This is a genomic window from Nostoc sp. (assembly GCF_054880495.1).
Map to the genome: position 1 here is coordinate 1 of NZ_JBTYKD010000357.1, position 16,802 is coordinate 16,802.

Genomic DNA, 16,802 nt, shown 5'->3' on the forward strand with positions numbered 1-16,802 from the left:
AGTGCGATCGCAATTAGAGATTCTCGGCGGGTATGACACTAGCAATATTGGGGAAGTTGTAGCAAATATTTCATAATTCGTAATACTCGCCATTCGCGTAGCGTCTCGTAGAGAAGGTGAGAAGTAAGCTAGGTAATTCGTAATTCGTAATTGTTACCCTATGACTAAGGAATATGCCTTTTAGTTTCCACAACTCAAGTTAGCTGCTCTGTCTTTCAATTACGAATTAAGTAGGAAGGCACAATTAAATATAAGATAAAACCTCACCCTCAATCCCTCTCCGTGAGTTCGGAGAGGGAAGCCGGAGGCAGAGTAAGGTTTCATATTTAATTTGACCCACTTACTTACTCAAGCAAATCAAAATCACCCAACAATTTAGCCAATGATGAATCATGACTTCACGATGAATAAACATCCCGTTCACATTAACGATACAACCTTGCGAGATGGCGAACAAGCCGCAGGTGTAGCCTTTAATGTTGAAGAAAAAATTGCGATCGCCACTTTTCTTGATGCCATTGGTGTTCCAGAATTGGAAATTGGCGTTCCGGCAATGGGACAAGAAGAAGCAGAATCGATTCGAGCGATCGCTAATCTGGGATTAAATGCCCAATTACTTGGCTGGAACCGTGCGAAATTGTCCGATATCCAGGCATCTATAGATTGTGGTTTGCAACGGGTGCATATTTCCGTTCCTATCTCAGAAATTCAGATTGCCGCCAAGTTTGGGGGTAAGCAGCAGGTAATGCTGGATCTTCTGCGGGATGCGATTAATTTTGCTTGCGATCGCGGTTTAGCTGTATCTGTTGGCGGAGAAGATTCTTCCAGAGCCGATCCATCTTTTCTACTGGATGTGGCGTATTATGCTCAAGAGTTGGGAGCTTTCCGCTTTCGCTTTTGTGACACTGTAGGAATTCTCGATCCTTTGAACACTTACAGCAAAGTTCGCTCCCTGGTGCATCATCTATTCATTCCCATAGAAATGCACACGCATAATGATTTTGGACTAGCAATGGCCAACTCCCTAGCTGGTATTGAAGCAGGGGCGCTATCAGTTAATACCACGGTAAATGGAATTGGCGAACGCGCAGGTAATGCGGCGTTGGAAGAAATAGTGATGGCACTGAAACACCTCTACAGCATCCCAACGGGCATTAATACAAAACGGTTATTGGAACTATCACGGTTAGTTGCGAAAGCTGCAAATTGGCCGGTTCCTCCCTGGAAAGCGATCGTGGGTGAAAATACTTTTGCACACGAGTCGGGCATTCATGCTCACGGTGTGTTGCAAAATCCCGGTACTTACGAACCCTTTGCGCCGGAAGATGTTGGCTGGGAACGTCGCTTGGTAGTAGGCAAACATTCCGGTCGGCATCTGATATTCAGTGTGTTGCAAGAACATGGAATCACCCTCAGTCAGCCAGAAATTCAATCAGTGCTGGATGCTGTAAAGCATGAGTCAGTAAAAGTTAAGCGTAGTCTCACGGTTGAAGAACTCCTGAGTTTTGTTCCCCAAAGGTGAACTTAATGGGGAATGGGGAATGGAGAAGGTTAAGAATGCATAACAATTCTGTCTCTGCTTAACGAGGGCAATTATTGTACCAACTGTTAAAATATTACCAATATTATTGGTAATAGCTATGGCGAGAAAAGAGCAAGGATGGATCACTTTTCAATTGTCTCCAGAAGAACTGCAACTTCTAGAGCAGTACTGCAAGCAGTTCCAACGCACTAAAACTGATGTTTTGCGCTCCCTATTGCGTAGTCTCCAAGGACAATCACTTAAACAGCAGGGAAAGCAGTTTGATTCTGGGGAGATTGATATTGACCTACTTTGAGCAGTGTTGAAGAATCGCTATCGCTAAAGCCAGTTGTCTTGTAGCCAAACAAATTTGTAATGGGGTTAGTAATCCCTCTGAAATTGTAAAAAAGCGTTCAAGTTCAAAAGTTGACTATGACAAATCCTACAAAATTATTGCGATCGCGTGAAATTCCTTTCAATTACGAAATTGATTGGAACGACTCCTAAGTGTTCCGGCGATGAAACTTCTGCGGCTTGAGCCAAACTTTTTGATGCAGAGGTAAATCGATTGTTGATGCTTCAATGCCACTTGATATCCAGGGTAGTCAGGATTGGTTAATTTTAGTAAAGCATTTTTTTCTACCATGCTTAATTTTGATTCCATTCGTGCCACAGCAATGCAAAAAGTCCCATACAATTGGGCTTTGATCAAAAACCTGCTTTCACCAGAAGCAAGCTTAGAACTAACTGCGAGTTTTCCCCACGAAGAGTTTCGTCTGTCAGAGGGAGAGGGATACGGATACTCTTGGGGAAAGATGCTTGCCACTAGCGAGGATATTTCCTTGATGCTCAAATCTAGGGATAATCGCTGGCGAGAGCGGATGGCACAAGGCAGACTTACTTATGACTTGAGACACCTGAGTAAAGTTTGGCGACAGTTGATAGAAGGACTGTGGACAGATTCTTACCGCGCAGCAATAGCTGAAATGTCTGGGTTGGAACTAAAAGACTGTGTAATGGATATTGGATTTCGTCGGTATAACTCAGGACACTTGCATCACCCTCATACAGACGAGTCGAACAAAGTTTTAACTCATCTGCTATTTTTCAATCAACAATGGTCTATAGACTGGGGAGGCTGTTTGCGAATTCTCAAAGACTCCCAGCCGGAATCTGCCTTCCAAGATATTCTACCCCTTAGTGATTCCTCAGTTGCGATCGCACGTTCTGACAATTCTTGGCATATGGTAACTCCGCTTACTTCCCCTGTATCGGAGTCTCGGCTAGCTTTAAGAGTTGCTTTTTTTCGGAATGTCGCCTAACTTCAGATTTCAGAAAAACCTAGCTACTAAGCACTCAAGTATTTTCTCTCTACTTTTATCAGAAAATCAGCCACCTGATTTTCTGGTTCTTCCTTGTGTTCCTTGTTTCTCCTTGTTGGTAATCCCTCTAAAATCGGAAAAAAACGTTCAAGTTCAAGAGTTAACCATGACTAATCCTACAGAACTATTGCGATCGCGCTACGGTGAGATTCCCTTCAATTACGAAATTGACTGGAACGACTCTCTAGAAACGCTACTAGCTCACCGTTCAGTTCGGTCTTATCTATCTGACCCTTTAGCACCAGGAACCCTAGAATGGCTAGTTGCTGCTGCTCAATCTGCTCCTAGTTCAGCTAATATGCAAACCTGGAGTGTGGTGGCGATTGAAGATCAAGAACGCAAAGCAGAATTATGCAAGCTGGCTAATAACCAAGTATGGATTAACCAGGCTCCTGTATTCTTAGTTTGGTTAGCAGATTTAGGTCGTCTGGCTCATATTGCTGATACTCGTGGACTACCTCATGTTGCTCTGGATTACACAGAACTGTTGGTTAAAGCAATAGTAGATGCTTCAGTTGCAGCCCAAAATGCGACTGTAGCTGCTGAATCTATTGGTTTGGGAACGGTATATATGGGCGCAATCCGCAAAAGCACGCAAGAGGTTGCAACACTACTAAATTTGCCACCTTTCGTGTTCCCTGTGTTCGGGTTGTGTGTGGGTTATCCTAATCCTGAAGTACAACCTGCTATTAAGCCGCGTCTACCCCAGCCAGTTGTATTCCACCGGGAAACTTATAAATTAGCAGAGCAAGATGATGCGATCGCTCACTATAACGATATCATGAAAGAATTCTACACTGAACAAAAGATGAATGTCTCTGTTGATTGGTCGGAACACTCGGCCGAGCGGATCGCCACTTTAGACTATTTAAAAGGGTGCAAGTATTTGCGTGAGACTCTGAATAACTTCGGCTTCAAGTTGCTTTGAAGAAGGATGACGATTGTTTCGCTAGCAACGCCGCCTCGCTACTACTTCGCTAAAGACTGAAAACTCTACACCCAGTCTCAAAAGATTATTTCGATGCGTAAATCCTAAAATAGACTCGCTAACTTGTCAGATACAGCAATTCTCCTGCTTGAAACCTTTGTAAGAATTTGGGGAACTCAAGGCATTTAAGCAGTCAACAGGCGAACGATTTAATGGGTATTCCAGCAAGCTTTATCTCTCCAAAAAGGGCTGAACTGTAAGAATCGCTCTTGTCATGATAATTGCTGACCAAAAATGTAGAATTAACCAGCGAAACAGAAAGGACTTCAAACAATGAATAATTTGTCTACTAAAGACCTCAACAGACTACGCTCTCAAGCCAAAATAATTATGAATCGAGTGGAGATTTTCATAGAAACTTACTTATTAGAAGCTCCCCCTGATGAAAAACTGATTAACGAAACCTTACAAGAAATCATCAAGGCTACGAATAGCTTAACAACCGCAGCATCCAAGATGAAAACCGCAGAACCCGTACCTCATGACGCCAACGGAGCAAAATAGTTTAATAAGGCTGAATGGAACCCCATAACTAAATAATGGGGATTGAATACAGTTCCCAGTGCTGAGTAATTGATGCTAAATACTCAGCACTATTTCAGTTATGGAAATAAATTAATTTAGACTGTTAGGAGATACGATGCTCAAAGGGCTAACTTTAAACTTAAATAACTGGTTAGAAAGAAATACAATTGTACGTAACCTGGAGTTTTTTCAAGATTTTATTATTATTTCTCTCTGCCTTGGTTTATTCTGTGTGATGCTCATCCGACTAGGAGATATGTTCTTCTCCTTTTTGAGTCCATTAGATTTGCGGCAAGTAACATCTGATATCTTGTTCATTTTGATTTTAGTAGAGTTATTCCGCCTGTTAATTGATCATATACAACAACAACGGACATCCGTGGCGGCAGCAGTAGAGATTACTATGGTTTCTGCTTTAAGAGAAGTAATTTTACGCGGTGTTCTTGAAATTCCCCGTGATCAAATTTTTGGAATCGCACTATTTTTAGTAGTATTAACGGGGATTCTTATGACTTTACCTTGGGTATCTAACTTTTTTGAACAGGTCAGAAATCCTCACACTGAAACCAAAGAAAAAACGGGATTATTGGCTGATAATCCTCTAGTTTCTGATGAATTGTAATCAAAAATACTGTTTGAAAATTAGTTAGCGATCGCAATGGGAAGTTATTTTTTAGTTGGACAAGCGATTGAATGGAGCCACCTGGAGTTTGGCTTTACCTCCGGGACATTCGGTGGCACATTCTACTTATTAACGGGCTTCCACGGTTTGCAGCGCGATCACTTCTGTAGAACGGTTTCCGTTGGTAAGGGTTAGGGGCAAATATGGCATAACGCTTGATCGCCCTTGACTATCGGTTCGCTCCGTGAACAGAAAGCGATCGCCATCAAGTATTGGCGGTTCCTTGTGCTGCCACTAGCAGGTCTGACAATGCTTGAATTGCTTCAGGATCTGCTTGAGGAGACCAGACAACTCTTTGAGTTGATGCTAGTTGATTTAGAAGTGCTTTCGTTGAATCACTCTCTTCAGTATCTTCTAAGCTACATCCTTCCTCTTTCGCAACTGCAAGAAGGAGAAAGTGGATCAGTCGGAGTTTATCTTGATGAGATAGTTGACTGACGGTTGGTAAAATTTCGCCCAGAACTATATCGCTTATTTTGAGATGATACACGTTTATTTTAGCTCAGTCAGATATTAGCACTTTCCCACTGAGTTAGGGAGGCAATGCTGCTATTCTTAAATCCATCGTGGACACACGAACCCGTTGCGATCGCAGTTGATCAAAGAGTGCAATCGCTCCAGCATTAAATAATAAAAAAGGAGCCGTTACCAAACTATGAATAATCTCCAATAGCAGAGCATATCCACGAATCATGTCAGCATTCGTCCGCGCACAATTGATGAAGTTATTGACTTAATTAAAATACCAAAGGCGCATTAGATGCCCTTGGAATACTGAAATCACAAACCCTCCCAAGACATCTCAGGAGGGTTGTATTTTGCAACTAAACCAACAGACTTGGAGCAACTATACGATTTATGCTCGACAATGTACTCTTATACCTTAAAAGCCAATGCCTATCGTATTTAATGTAGTAGACGTTGAGGACAAAGAGCATTACCTGAACTATGAAGAGGTAGAAGAAACAAAGGTAGCTGATGAAGGATTACACAACGATGATTACCTCGATGCTCAATGCTTTTTCGTCCTCCTCAAAAATGGAGATATACTACTTCTAGAAATGGCTAGACAAAACCAAGTAAGTAAAAACTTCCTTTACCGCTTACTGATGCCAGGAGAATAGCCTCCTTTAATATCTAGGGCTACCTGGATACCGACCGTTGCTATTCTTAAATCCATCGTGGACACACGAACCCGTTGCGATCGCAGTTGCTCAAAGACTGCGATCGCATTCCAGCAAGCATCTCTAAACTACGTCATAACGACTCAAACCAAGCGGTCTAAAGCCATACCGGGACATTTGTTCTTTAGGTCAAGTTCCTCTAAAGTAACGCCACACGGGGTAAAAATTCAGATATCAGCATCTTGTTAATAATCTTTGTCATCATGATAATTGTCTGGAAAACAACATAAATGCTTGATTTCCTACTCAATCTTGCTTATACTTCGCAATGTAAGTCTTACTTGCGAAAGTAAAGAATATTGGCATAATATTGGCATAAAGATTGGTAGGAAAGTGGAATGATCAATTATCAGGGTGTGTGCAATGGGTGTTTGCTAAGTTTGGTAACGAGTGTTTGCGTCGGTTTTGGTAGTAACCTAGTCAATCAAGAGCCAACTCTTGCACAGTCCCCAGTTAATAAAGAAGCGATGCCTGCGGCGGGCTACGCCTACGCATCGGTAGTCAGAAAAACCTCTGTTCAATCTGCTTTAGTCACCAACTGGAAAGGGAAGGGGGAGCAAACACCCATATCAGAAGTTCACCAACTCAATTCTATAGAACGTTCCCTCAGAGGTAGATCAGATGTATTGGGGGTCAGCAGAGATCAGAACCTTATCGCTCAACTAACTCAAGCCACAACTCCCGTCATGTCAGTCACAGACGTGAAGGTGAATAACACAAATAAAGGGATAGAGTTAATTTTAGTTACGCCCAATTCTGAGAAATTGTCCGTTTCTGGGAAAACTGAAGGTAATTCCTACATTGTGAATATACCCAATGCTCAGTTGCAATTGGCGAATGGGGATTTTCAACAATCAAAGCCAGTTGCAGGAATTGCACTAGTTACAGTTGCCAATGCGGACGCTAACACGCTACGGGTGACAGTAGTTGGGGAAAAGGGTGCGCCTGTGGTGGAGTTATTTGATAGTCAGAGTGAAGGTTTAGTGTTTGGGGTGACAAGTACTGCATCCAGGGCACAGCAGCCAACACCAACACCGGAAAAGCAATCACCCATTGAGTTAAATGTAATTGGGACCCCTGAAGGAAGCTATAACGTTCCTAACACGACTACAGCCACAAAAACATCAACGCCACTACGCGATGTTCCTCAGTCGATTCAAGTGGTTCCCCGGCAGAGTTGGGAGGATCAAGGAGCCATTAACGCTATTGATGCCTTAAGAAGCGTCGGTGTTATCCAAGGTTTTAATTCGCCGAGCAATGGTGATGTCTTCACCATTAGGGGTTTTCAGACGACTAATATCCTTCGCAATGGTCTTAAGGACTATGTAGGAGGAGCTACAACGGGACAAACTCAACTCAACGACATTGAACGGATAGAGGTTCTGCGAGGACCTGCCTCTGTCCTTTACGGCCAAGGCAATCCAGGTGGCACGATTAATTTTATCACTAAGCAGCCCCTGAGTGAGCCTTACTTTGCTGCCAGTATGACTGGCGGTAGTTATAGTTTATATCAACCAACTTTAGATATTTCTGGGCCTCTTAATTCTGACAAAACACTCCTTTATCGGTTAAATCTTTCCTACCTGACGACAGGAAGCTTTGTTGACTTTTTTAACTCCCAGCGTTATCTAATTGCACCCGTTGTTAGTTGGCAAATAGATCCCAATACAAAAGTCACTTTTGAGACAGAGTTCCGATACCAGCAGCAGTTTCCGAGAACAGGACTACCTGCTGTAGGAACTGTTTTGTCGAACCCAAACGGAAAGATTCCGCTCAGTCTTAACACATTGGATGTGAATGCCAAAAACGATACTACCTCTGTTCTGTTGGGCTATAACTTGGAACATCGCTTTAATGATAACTGGTCTTGGGTGAATGCTTTTAAGGTTAGGTTTGTTGGCTTTCTAAGAGATAGTGCCAATTCTGTCGCTCTACAACCCGATGGTCGGACTCTGAGACGCTCAGAGCAAACCGATATAGGAGGACCATCTGTGGATAACGAGTATGCTCTAGATCATCATGTGACAGGTAAATTTAAAATCGGTGGTCTTCAGAATGAATTAGTCGCAGGCTTTGACTTGTACAGAGAACTCAATATTTACAATCGGACTATGAGTAGAATTGGTTCTATAGATGTATTCAACCCCGTCTATGGTCAGCCCATTGGTGCTGTTACTTCTACACTTAATCAAAAAACGGTAAATGATGATATCGGTCTTTATGTTCAAGATTTAGTAACCCTTGCTCCTAACTTGAAGTTAGTCCTCGGTGGACGAGGAGATTTTGTCCAGAGTAGCGTTACCAACTTTTTAAATGCAAGTGCCAATCGAAGTCAACCTGACCAGGCATTTAGTCCTCGTGTAGGTCTTGTCTATCAACCTATCCAACCCATCTCACTCTATGCTAGCTACAGTCAATCCTTCTCCCAAAATATTGGAACCACGTTTGATGGTAGTTTATTTCAACCCAGTCGTGGCACTCAATATGAAGTGGGAGTTAAAACTGATTTCTTCAGTGGCAAGCTGTCTTCTACCCTGGCTTTGTATCAACTGACTCTATCCAATGTATTGACAACTGACCCTAATCATCTCACCTACTCTATTGCAACAGGGGAACAACGCAGCCGAGGTATTGAACTCAATGTTACCGGGGAAATCTTACCAGGCTGGAATGTGATTGCCTCCTATGCCTATACGGATGGACAAGTAACAAAAGACATTCAATCTATTATTGGCAATCAACTAGTGAACGTTCCTAAGAATAGCGCGAGTTTGTGGACGACTTACACCTTTGCCAAGGGGAATTTGCAAGGGTTAGGGTTTGGACTGGGTTTGTTCTATGTCGGCGAACGGCAGGGAGATTTGAACAACTCGTTTAGTGTACCCAGTTATTTACGCCTTGATGCTGCTGTCTACTATCGAATAAATCACCTTCGCTTCGCGCTTAACCTGAAGAATCTGTCCGATGTTCAGTACTTCACCCCTCGAACTATCCAACTTGTTTATCCTGAAGACCCATTTACGGTGCAGGGAACAGTAAGTTGGGAGTTTTGACAGAGCAATAGTGGAATGACACGCTTGAAAAATTGATTATTTCCAAATTTTGATGTTTGAGAGTATTTATGTCTGATGATACCGATGTTGAGTTAATTGAGTTACCTAAAGGCAGGGTTTCTATGCCGATGATGGTATGTGGGAGCAAGAACGATATCATTGTTAATTCACCTGCATTAAAAGGCTGGTTAAAAGGCTTTAAGCCTGAAGATCATCTCTGGGAATGTCCCAAAGGTTATCATTTTTTTCACTACTTTTATCCTCAAAAAGTCTGCGAACAAATGTTGAGCTTTTGGCAACCATATCATCTACAATCAATGCTGACATCTCAACTAGGTTTTCAAAATTTTACAAATTAACAAGTATTCTTTTAAGACGTATATATTCCTTCTTCCTGTTACACAACTAAGATGCGATCGCTCTACCATAACCTGTGTCTTCTTCACTCTTGTATATTCCTAAGTTCTGTTTTGTTGTGCTGCTTACGCTCCTAGTGGTTTCTGCTTGCAGTTCCTTTGGTCGTCAATTAACGAGCCGCAACATAAACGTTGTTTCCTCAAGTCGAACATCACCTGTAGCTCTGCACGCAGTCCAACATTTAATGGGTCAAACTCTAATTCCTACCCATCCTCAACGAGTCGTCGTTTTAGACCCGTGGATTGTAGAAATACCTCTAGCTCTAGGATTCAACGTGGTGGGTGTTCCAGATCCGGCTAAAACTCTCGAAGGGATAGGATTAGCAAATAAACACCCTGGTATTGAAGACATTGGTGCGCTTCTTACACCCAACATAGAGAAAGTCATGGTTGTTAAGCCAGACTTGATCTTAGGCACGAAGCGAAACCGGGAAGCTTACAGTTTATGGTCTCACATTGCACCCACTATTCTACTCAAGATAGAAAACAGTGGAGATTGGAAACAGCCATTTATGCCAGCAGCAAAAGCTTTGGGGAAAACCGAGACAGCAAAACGTTTAGTGGAAAATTATAACGCACGCTTAACCGAGTTCAAACAAAAGATGGGTTCCCAACTCAAAAAGACTGTAGTTTCCGTCGTGCGCCTGATGCCACAGACGATTAACCTGTTAACCAAGGGTGCATTCTCTGGAGTGATTATAGAGGATGCTGGTCTAATCCGTCCTCCTTTGCAAAATCTGGATGCCATAGCAACTCAAAAGAAATGGGGCAGCCCCATTAGTTACAATATATCTTCAGAGATCCTCGCCCAGATCGATGGGAATGTCCTATTTATACCGCTCTTCGGCTTCAAAGACCCTACCGAAGCCAATAATGCTGTGCATCAATTCATGGTAGAACCTCTATGGTCAAAGCTTAAAGTTGTTAAGCAGGGTAAATTTCATGTAATTAGTGGATTTTATTGGCAAGGTAGTAGCTATATATCAGCCAATCGAGTTCTTGATGATTTATTTACTTATATTTTGCACCCACTGGAAGAAACCAGGAGTAAAGGAATAAAGCTTGCAAAAGCGTAACATCTTTTTTTTGGCGCGATCCCACGAGTCTTTAGTCATCTGTGAGAGATTAAGATAACCTTACTTTTGTCAATTAGTAATTATGCTTAAAATTTAGGAAAAGCAGAGGTATGAAGTTAACTCTTGTCATAAATCAATGAACACAAATATTTCTCACCCTGAAAAATACTATATCCGCATTTTCAGCTTAGGTATAGGTATCTTAGTGGTATTGTTAGGTATTTTCGCCAGCATTTCTTACGGTGCAGCTGACATTCCCATTGCCAAAATACTTACTGCATTCACTAACTATGATGACTCTACCGAACACATAATTATCCGGTCGATGCGCCTACCGCGTACACTGATTGCAAGTATGGTCGGTGCTAGTTTGGCTATAGCTGGGGCATTAATGCAAGGACTGACTCAAAATCCCTTAGCTGCACCAGGAATCTTGGGGATCAATGCAGGTGCAGCCTTAGCAGTGGTGACAGTGGTTTTTGGCTTGGGTACATCTTCACCAGCCCTGATTACCCTTGTAGCATTTGTTGGAGCCTTAATAGCAGCCTTAACAGTTTACTCCCTTGGTTCTCTGGGACAAGGAGGCTCAACACCATTGAATCTGACTATTGCTGGTGCAGCTTTAACTGCCTTGCTATCTTCAATTACCACAGGCGTACTGATTTTAAGCGATCGCACTCTTGAAGAAGTCCGCTTCTGGCTAGCAGGTTCTCTGGCTGGACGAGACTTCAATCTATTTCTAACTGTGCTGCCCTGGATGATAGTAGGATTATTAACAGCTTTTGCCTTGAGTAGACAAATCAACGTCCTCAGTTTAGGAGAATCGGTAGCCACAGGCTTAGGTCAGCAAACAGGTTGGATCAAGTTGGCAACAGCATCGAGCGTTGTCATATTGGCAGGGAGCGCAGTCGCACTAGCAGGGCCTATAGGCTTTGTCGGTCTGCTAGTTCCCCATCTGGCGCGGGGAGTAATGGGTGTTGATTATCGTTGGGTATTGCCTTGTGCAGCTGTCTTTGGTGCAGGTTTACTAGTATGGGCAGATTTAGCAGCCCGTTGGTTAATTAGACCCCAAGAATTGCCTGTTGGCGTGATGACAGCCCTTTTGGGTGCGCCCTTTTTGTTGTATTTAGTGCGTTGGCGGGTGAACAGAGGATGACAACAATTCCAAATTCCAGATTCCAAATTCCAAATTCAATACTCGGCAATTTGCCTGTAACTAGAGTATTCTTACTACTGCTATTATTCACCCTCGCTATCTTGGGGATCAGCCTCAGTTTGGGAAATTACCCTGTGCCGCCAGCAGATATAGTGAAAGCTGTTCTTGGTTTACCAACTCAAGACCCAGAATCTGCCTTTGTTGTTGTTACCCTGCGTTTACCGAGAGTGTTAATCTCCTGGTTGGTAGGAGTCGGCTTGGCAACTGCGGGTGCAATTTTACAAGGATTGACACGTAATCCTTTAGCTGACCCTGGCATCGTTGGGGTAAATGCCGGTGCAGCCTTAGCGGCGGTGACTTTGATTGTATTATTTCCGGCAGTATCCACTATGTATTTGCCCGTAGCTGCCTTTGGTGGTGCTTTTGTTGTAGGCTGTCTGATCTACTTGCTAGCTGGGACGGGAGAAAAATCACCTCTGCGCTTAGTTTTAGTAGGAGTAGCACTTGCAGCAATTATGGGAGCTTTCACTACATTAATGTTGACTTTCGGTAAAATTAACGACGTTAGTAGAGCATTGGTTTGGTTGGCGGGTAGTGTGGCTGGTAAAAGTTGGGAGCAAGTCTGGCAACTGCTACCTTGGATAGTTATCTTCGTTCCCTTTGCTTTACTGCTGACGCGAGAACTTGATACTTTGCAACTGGGTGATGCAGTAGCTAAAGGACTCGGTAGCCGAGTCACATGGCAAAGAAGCAAATTATTGTTAGTGAGTGTGGCGCTAGCTGGGTCAAGTGTGGCGATCGCCGGTACAATTGGCTTCGTTGGATTAATGGCTCCCCATTTGGCACGTAGACTTGTGGGGCCAATACATAAAAATTTACTACCAGTTGCTGCCTTAATAGGAGGATTGTTGGTAGCAGCAGCTGATTTTTTGGGTAGGACTTTATTTTCTCCGACAGAATTGCCATGTGGTTTACTAACTGCTGCCTTAGGAGCGCCTTATTTTATCTATTTACTGCATCAAAGACGGCAAAGATGATGAGGAACGGAAGAGTTTTCAAAACTTCCATCCTACTGTGAACTCAACTGTAAATGGGGTACCTGGATAAAGTTGTAAATTACTGCGCGCAGTCTCTATATACTCAACATCAAATAGGTTTTTTAAATTGAGGGCGACATTGAGATTTTCTCTAAATTATTCAGAAGTGGATCTAATCTGCGGAATGTAGGTTGAAATAATACGGTCGTCGTGATACAGTCCAAAATTGTGTTGTGGTACAGTTAACCAAAATTATTCAATGAAAAGTAATTTATTCTCAAAATTAATTTACTGTAGATGTATCATTTATTCATTTTTGAGGAATCAAGGCAAGTTTAATATTAGAAAGTACAGAGCTAAATACTTGTTTATTATCTTGTTAACTTCTTTTACAGAACTGAGCTTAACTACTATTTCAAATTCACAAATGATTGATAATAAGCGCCGAGATTTGCTTTGGCAAAAAGTTCAGGAATGTACTACAAATCAGCGAGAGCTACAGAAATCATCTCCATGTGTATATGTCGATATTGACAATAAGTATGTTGTGGCAAACGGCAGTACTCCAGTTCACTATTTATTACTCCCAACTGATAAAATTTCAGGTATAGAAGATCCTCAAATATCGCGGTTAAATTCCCGAAATTATTGGCAGTATGCATGGAAAAAAGCCACAGATAAAGACTACATCCGCTCAAAAGCACCTCAGGTAAAATACCCAGAGCAAATTGGATTAGCTATTAATTCAAAACAAGGTCGTCATCAAGATCAATTACACATTCATATGTCTTGTATTAAGAAAACAGTCAGTGATGAGCTTTATAAAGCTGAAAAAACTCGTGAGATTACGGACAGATTTCAATTCAAAAAATATGTCAATCTAGAAGGTAATAATTACAGTGTAAGACTGCTAGCCAATGACTCTCTTAGTAATTCTAATAACCCTTTCCTCCTTGTAAAAAAATTTGTAGGCGCAATAAAAATGGGACAGCAAAGTATTGCTGTAGTAGGAAGGAAACAGGGGGGATTTTACATCTTGAAGACTGAAAGTGACACCCAAAGCGGCTATAATGCAGTTGCATCAAGATTACTTGACGAAGACTGTAGTACTCAAAAATAGCTGAGGGAAGGAAACCTTTGGTATGTGATGACTCCACAGTTAAAAAAAGAAAGCCATCCGCCACCAGAAGCCGCAAAGCGTCCACACACGCCATTACAAACTTTCAGACCAATTAATTATCCAAGAATCAGAAAGCCCTATGGAGAACACAGTCCTTGAAACCCAACATCTGAGCCTCGCTTACGATGGTAAACCCATCATATCCGGTCTTAACCTGTTAATTCCCACAGGACAAATTACTGCTCTAGTTGGCCCGAATGGCTGCGGTAAATCTACTCTACTTCGGGGTTTAGCTAGATTACTCAAACCCCATATTGGTACTGTATATATTAATGGTGCTGATATTTTTCGACAGTCAACGACCAAAGTTGCACAACAACTCGGTATTCTTCCTCAAGGGCCAGTTGCACCAGAAGGATTGACTGTGCGAGATTTGGTAGCACAAGGTCGTTATCCATATCAAAAAAGTTGGCTGCAATCTTGGACAACTGAAGATGAACGTCAAGTCCGCAAAGCACTAACAACTACAGACCTCAACGAATTAGCCCATAGAGCCGTAGATACCCTTTCTGGCGGACAGAAGCAACGTGCTTGGATAGCCATGACTTTAGCGCAAGATACGCAGATTCTACTATTAGATGAACCGACAACTTTCTTAGATTTAGCTCATCAAGTGGAAGTGCTGGAGTTACTGTGGGATTTGAATCAACTTGAGGGACGAACAATTGTTATGGTGTTGCATGACCTGAATCAGGCGTGTCGTTATGCTCATCAGCTAGTAGCTTTACGTGATGGCGCTGTTATGGCTTATGGAACTCCAGCAGATGTGATGACAGAAGAAATGGTGCAGGAGGTGTTTGGATTAGCTTGTCGAATTATACCAGATCCAGTAACAGGGACACCTTTGTGTTTACCTTTAGGAAAGAAATGATGACACAGCGTTTTGAGGTAGAGAACATTAGTACTCAAGTGAAATTTGTTGCTCAAATTTTAACAGTAGCTGCATAACTAGTTCTAATTTATACAATTTTTTGCAACACAACCTCTTGCACAGCCAATAGGCGATCGCTCTACATAACCTCTATAATTCTTCACTTTGTCAATATGCCTAAGTTCTGCTTTTTTGTGCTGCTGACGCTCTTGGTGATTTCTGCTTGCAGTTCCTTTAGTCGTCAATTACCGACCCGTGATATAGCCGTCGTTCCCTCAAGTCAAACATTACCTGTGCCCGTCCACGTAGTCAAACACGCAATGGGTCAGACTCTAGTTCCCGTCCATCCTCAACGAGTCGTTGTCATAGATCCGTGGCTAGTGGAAATACCTCTAGCTCTGGGAGCCAATCTGGTGGGTGCTCCAGGTCTGGCTTCAACTCTCCAGGGGCTAGGGTTAGAGGATAAGCACCCCGGCATTGAAGACATTGGCGCGCTTCTGACGCCGCCGAATATGGAGAAGGTTATAACTCTCAAGCCAGACTTGATCTTGGGCACGACTCGGAACCGGGATACTTACAGTTTATGGTCTCATATTGCACCCACCGTTCTGCTTAAGGTGCAAAGCAATGGAGACTGGAAACAACCGTTTATGCCAGCAGCAAAAGCTCTGGGGAAAACCGAGACAGCAAAACGTCTGATGGACGATTACAACATACGTTTAGCTGAATTCAAACAAAAGATGGGTTCCCGACTCAAAAAAACTTTAGTTTCCGTCGTGCGCCTCATCCCAGAGACAATTAACCCGTTAACCAAAGGTGCATTCTCTGGAGTGATCATAGAGGATGCTGGTCTAATCCGTCCTCCTTCGCAAAATCTGGATGCTAAAGCAACTCAAAAGAAAGCAGGCAACCCCGTTGGCTACAATATATCTTCAGAAGTCCTCACCCAGCTAGATGGGGATATCCTATTTATAGTGCGCTACGGCTTCAAAGACCCTGCACAGTCAAAGATTGCTGTCCATAAACTCATGGCAGAACCTCTGTGGTCAAAGCTAAATGTTGTCAGACAGGGTAAAGTTTATGTAGTTGATGATTTTTATTGGCTCACTGGTAGCTATCTATCAGCTAATCGAGTTATTAATGATTTATTTACTTATATTTTGCACCCAGTGGAAGGAACTAACAGTAAATGAATAAAGGGTGCAAAAGCGTAAGATCATTTTAATTGGTGGTTAATTTTCGAGTTGTCAATCTCAAGTCCACACGGGAAAAGGCAAACAGGATGTAATTATATTCTTTTTTATGCTTATTAGCATACTGCTTTTATTTGCCAACATAATTGTTATTCATACCGCATTAAAATAACCTACTTCCAAAAATTGCCATAAATCAACTAGTGCAACATATAAGATTAGCAACTAAAAACAAGTCGATTACTTCTATTAAATGATATAGGACTAGTATTTGATTTTTGAAATGCACGTAGTGGACCCTCTAGGCTAAAATAGTGCATTAGACGTAGACGTAGGTTGGGTGGAGCGGAGCGCAACCCAACTGATTATCAAGATGTTGGGTTACGCAAAGCCTCCAACGCCACTTGCTACAACGCGGGAAACCCGCGCAACGCAGTGGCTCCCCAACCTACAATTTTTTTTTTGCAACATTACTACCGAGATTTTTTCAGAAATCAAATATGATTCCTATATTCAATCTAACTCTCAACAAGCAAA

Annotated in this window: 17 protein-coding genes and 3 pseudogenes; 17 read left to right on the forward strand and 3 right to left on the reverse strand. The window is 42.4% G+C overall.

Annotation, left to right across the window (positions count from 1 at the left end):
• Positions 1–403 precede the first annotated feature (403 nt).
• Together nifV and ACYTXL_RS30130 are read left to right on the forward strand one after the other, a co-directional pair.
• A complete protein-coding gene (gene nifV, locus ACYTXL_RS30125) occupies positions 404–1,522 on the forward strand; it encodes a homocitrate synthase (RefSeq protein WP_461927860.1) in 1,119 nt (372 codons plus the stop codon).
• 118 nt (positions 1,523–1,640) lie between these two features.
• Positions 1,641–1,781, forward strand: a pseudogene (locus ACYTXL_RS30130) (CopG family transcriptional regulator); the annotation flags it as partial.
• A gap of 216 nt (positions 1,782–1,997) precedes the next feature.
• Here the strand turns inward: ACYTXL_RS30130 and ACYTXL_RS30135 are convergent.
• The gene (locus ACYTXL_RS30135) at positions 1,998–2,168 is read right to left on the reverse strand and encodes a hypothetical protein (RefSeq protein WP_461927845.1); all 171 of its coding nucleotides are present in this window, start codon (positions 2,166–2,168) and stop codon (positions 1,998–2,000) included.
• On the opposite strand from ACYTXL_RS30135, the gene ACYTXL_RS30140 reads away from it, so the two are divergent.
• From ACYTXL_RS30140 to ACYTXL_RS30160, 5 genes and pseudogenes are all read left to right on the forward strand, one after another.
• The gene (locus ACYTXL_RS30140) at positions 2,167–2,844 is read left to right on the forward strand and encodes a 2OG-Fe(II) oxygenase (protein WP_461927846.1); all 678 of its coding nucleotides are present in this window, start codon (positions 2,167–2,169) and stop codon (positions 2,842–2,844) included. The genes ACYTXL_RS30135 and ACYTXL_RS30140 overlap by 2 nt on opposite strands.
• A 166-nt stretch (positions 2,845–3,010) precedes the next feature.
• Positions 3,011–3,832 carry an NADPH-dependent oxidoreductase gene (locus ACYTXL_RS30145; protein WP_461927847.1) on the forward strand — a complete coding sequence of 274 codons (822 nt, stop codon included), beginning with the start codon at positions 3,011–3,013 and terminating at the stop codon, positions 3,830–3,832.
• Positions 3,833–4,165: 333 nt separating this feature from the next.
• Positions 4,166–4,396: a hypothetical protein gene (locus ACYTXL_RS30150; RefSeq protein WP_334847270.1), complete on the forward strand. Its 231-nt coding sequence runs from the start codon at positions 4,166–4,168 to the stop codon at positions 4,394–4,396.
• Positions 4,397–4,532: 136 nt separating this feature from the next.
• Complete coding sequence (locus ACYTXL_RS30155; RefSeq protein ID WP_461927848.1) at positions 4,533–5,039, forward strand: phosphate-starvation-inducible PsiE family protein; 507 nt, start codon at positions 4,533–4,535, stop codon at positions 5,037–5,039.
• Positions 5,040–5,063: 24 nt separating this feature from the next.
• Positions 5,064–5,189, forward strand: a pseudogene (locus ACYTXL_RS30160) (cytochrome c oxidase subunit 3); the annotation flags it as partial.
• A 115-nt stretch (positions 5,190–5,304) separates the two neighbouring features.
• Here the strand turns inward: ACYTXL_RS30160 and ACYTXL_RS30165 are convergent.
• Both ACYTXL_RS30165 and ACYTXL_RS30170 read right to left on the reverse strand, forming a co-directional pair.
• Positions 5,305–5,589 carry a hypothetical protein gene (locus ACYTXL_RS30165; RefSeq protein WP_461927849.1) on the reverse strand — a complete coding sequence of 95 codons (285 nt, stop codon included), beginning with the start codon at positions 5,587–5,589 and terminating at the stop codon, positions 5,305–5,307.
• A 42-nt stretch (positions 5,590–5,631) separates the two neighbouring features.
• Positions 5,632–5,793 (reverse strand): hypothetical protein, encoded by a 162-nt coding sequence (locus tag ACYTXL_RS30170; RefSeq protein ID WP_461927850.1) that lies wholly within the window; start codon positions 5,791–5,793, stop codon positions 5,632–5,634.
• Between the two features lie 199 nt (positions 5,794–5,992).
• Here ACYTXL_RS30170 and ACYTXL_RS30175 point away from each other — a divergent pair, with 199 nt between their 5' ends.
• From ACYTXL_RS30175 to ACYTXL_RS30220, 10 genes and pseudogenes are all read left to right on the forward strand, one after another.
• Entirely contained in the window at positions 5,993–6,223 is a 231-nt protein-coding gene (locus ACYTXL_RS30175; RefSeq protein ID WP_461927851.1) for a hypothetical protein, read from the forward strand.
• Between the two features lie 57 nt (positions 6,224–6,280).
• Entirely contained in the window at positions 6,281–6,472 is a 192-nt protein-coding gene (locus ACYTXL_RS30180) for a hypothetical protein (protein WP_461927852.1), read from the forward strand.
• A gap of 149 nt (positions 6,473–6,621) precedes the next feature.
• Positions 6,622–9,336, forward strand: a complete 2,715-nt coding sequence (locus tag ACYTXL_RS30185) for a TonB-dependent siderophore receptor (protein ID WP_461927853.1) — start codon at positions 6,622–6,624, stop codon at positions 9,334–9,336.
• A 92-nt stretch (positions 9,337–9,428) separates the two neighbouring features.
• Positions 9,429–9,695 (forward strand): annotated as a pseudogene (locus tag ACYTXL_RS30190) (alpha/beta hydrolase); the annotation flags it as partial.
• Between the two features lie 242 nt (positions 9,696–9,937).
• Positions 9,938–10,828 (forward strand): iron-siderophore ABC transporter substrate-binding protein, encoded by an 891-nt coding sequence (locus ACYTXL_RS30195; protein WP_461927854.1) that lies wholly within the window; start codon positions 9,938–9,940, stop codon positions 10,826–10,828.
• Positions 10,829–10,964: 136 nt separating this feature from the next.
• A complete protein-coding gene (locus tag ACYTXL_RS30200; RefSeq protein WP_461927855.1) occupies positions 10,965–11,984 on the forward strand; it encodes a FecCD family ABC transporter permease in 1,020 nt (339 codons plus the stop codon).
• Positions 11,981–13,021, forward strand: a complete 1,041-nt coding sequence (locus ACYTXL_RS30205) for a FecCD family ABC transporter permease (protein WP_461927856.1) — start codon at positions 11,981–11,983, stop codon at positions 13,019–13,021. Before ACYTXL_RS30200 ends, ACYTXL_RS30205 begins: the two co-directional genes overlap by 4 nt.
• A gap of 259 nt (positions 13,022–13,280) precedes the next feature.
• Entirely contained in the window at positions 13,281–14,141 is an 861-nt protein-coding gene (locus ACYTXL_RS30210; protein WP_461927857.1) for a CDP-diacylglycerol diphosphatase, read from the forward strand.
• A 139-nt stretch (positions 14,142–14,280) separates the two neighbouring features.
• The gene (locus tag ACYTXL_RS30215) at positions 14,281–15,072 is read left to right on the forward strand and encodes an ABC transporter ATP-binding protein (protein WP_461927858.1); all 792 of its coding nucleotides are present in this window, start codon (positions 14,281–14,283) and stop codon (positions 15,070–15,072) included.
• A gap of 173 nt (positions 15,073–15,245) precedes the next feature.
• On the forward strand, positions 15,246–16,265 hold the full coding sequence (locus tag ACYTXL_RS30220; protein WP_461927859.1) for an iron-siderophore ABC transporter substrate-binding protein: 1,020 nt from the start codon (positions 15,246–15,248) through the stop codon (positions 16,263–16,265).
• Positions 16,266–16,802: the final 537 nt, after the last annotated feature.

Coding starts and splice junctions, on each gene's coding strand:
- ACYTXL_RS30170 (WP_461927850.1), bottom strand. CDS start 5,793: ATGATTCGTGGATATGCTCTGCTATTGGAGATTATTCATAGTTTGGTA.
- ACYTXL_RS30150 (WP_334847270.1), top strand. CDS start 4,166: ATGAATAATTTGTCTACTAAAGACCTCAACAGACTACGCTCTCAAGCC.
- ACYTXL_RS30140 (WP_461927846.1), top strand. CDS start 2,167: ATGCTTAATTTTGATTCCATTCGTGCCACAGCAATGCAAAAAGTCCCA.
- nifV (WP_461927860.1), top strand. CDS start 404: ATGAATAAACATCCCGTTCACATTAACGATACAACCTTGCGAGATGGC.
- ACYTXL_RS30145 (WP_461927847.1), top strand. CDS start 3,011: ATGACTAATCCTACAGAACTATTGCGATCGCGCTACGGTGAGATTCCC.
- ACYTXL_RS30205 (WP_461927856.1), top strand. CDS start 11,981: ATGACAACAATTCCAAATTCCAGATTCCAAATTCCAAATTCAATACTC.
- ACYTXL_RS30155 (WP_461927848.1), top strand. CDS start 4,533: ATGCTCAAAGGGCTAACTTTAAACTTAAATAACTGGTTAGAAAGAAAT.
- ACYTXL_RS30210 (WP_461927857.1), top strand. CDS start 13,281: ATGAAAAGTAATTTATTCTCAAAATTAATTTACTGTAGATGTATCATT.
- ACYTXL_RS30175 (WP_461927851.1), top strand. CDS start 5,993: ATGCCTATCGTATTTAATGTAGTAGACGTTGAGGACAAAGAGCATTAC.
- ACYTXL_RS30185 (WP_461927853.1), top strand. CDS start 6,622: ATGATCAATTATCAGGGTGTGTGCAATGGGTGTTTGCTAAGTTTGGTA.
- ACYTXL_RS30195 (WP_461927854.1), top strand. CDS start 9,938: ATGGGTCAAACTCTAATTCCTACCCATCCTCAACGAGTCGTCGTTTTA.
- ACYTXL_RS30215 (WP_461927858.1), top strand. CDS start 14,281: ATGGAGAACACAGTCCTTGAAACCCAACATCTGAGCCTCGCTTACGAT.
- ACYTXL_RS30220 (WP_461927859.1), top strand. CDS start 15,246: ATGCCTAAGTTCTGCTTTTTTGTGCTGCTGACGCTCTTGGTGATTTCT.
- ACYTXL_RS30135 (WP_461927845.1), bottom strand. CDS start 2,168: ATGGTAGAAAAAAATGCTTTACTAAAATTAACCAATCCTGACTACCCT.
- ACYTXL_RS30200 (WP_461927855.1), top strand. CDS start 10,965: ATGAACACAAATATTTCTCACCCTGAAAAATACTATATCCGCATTTTC.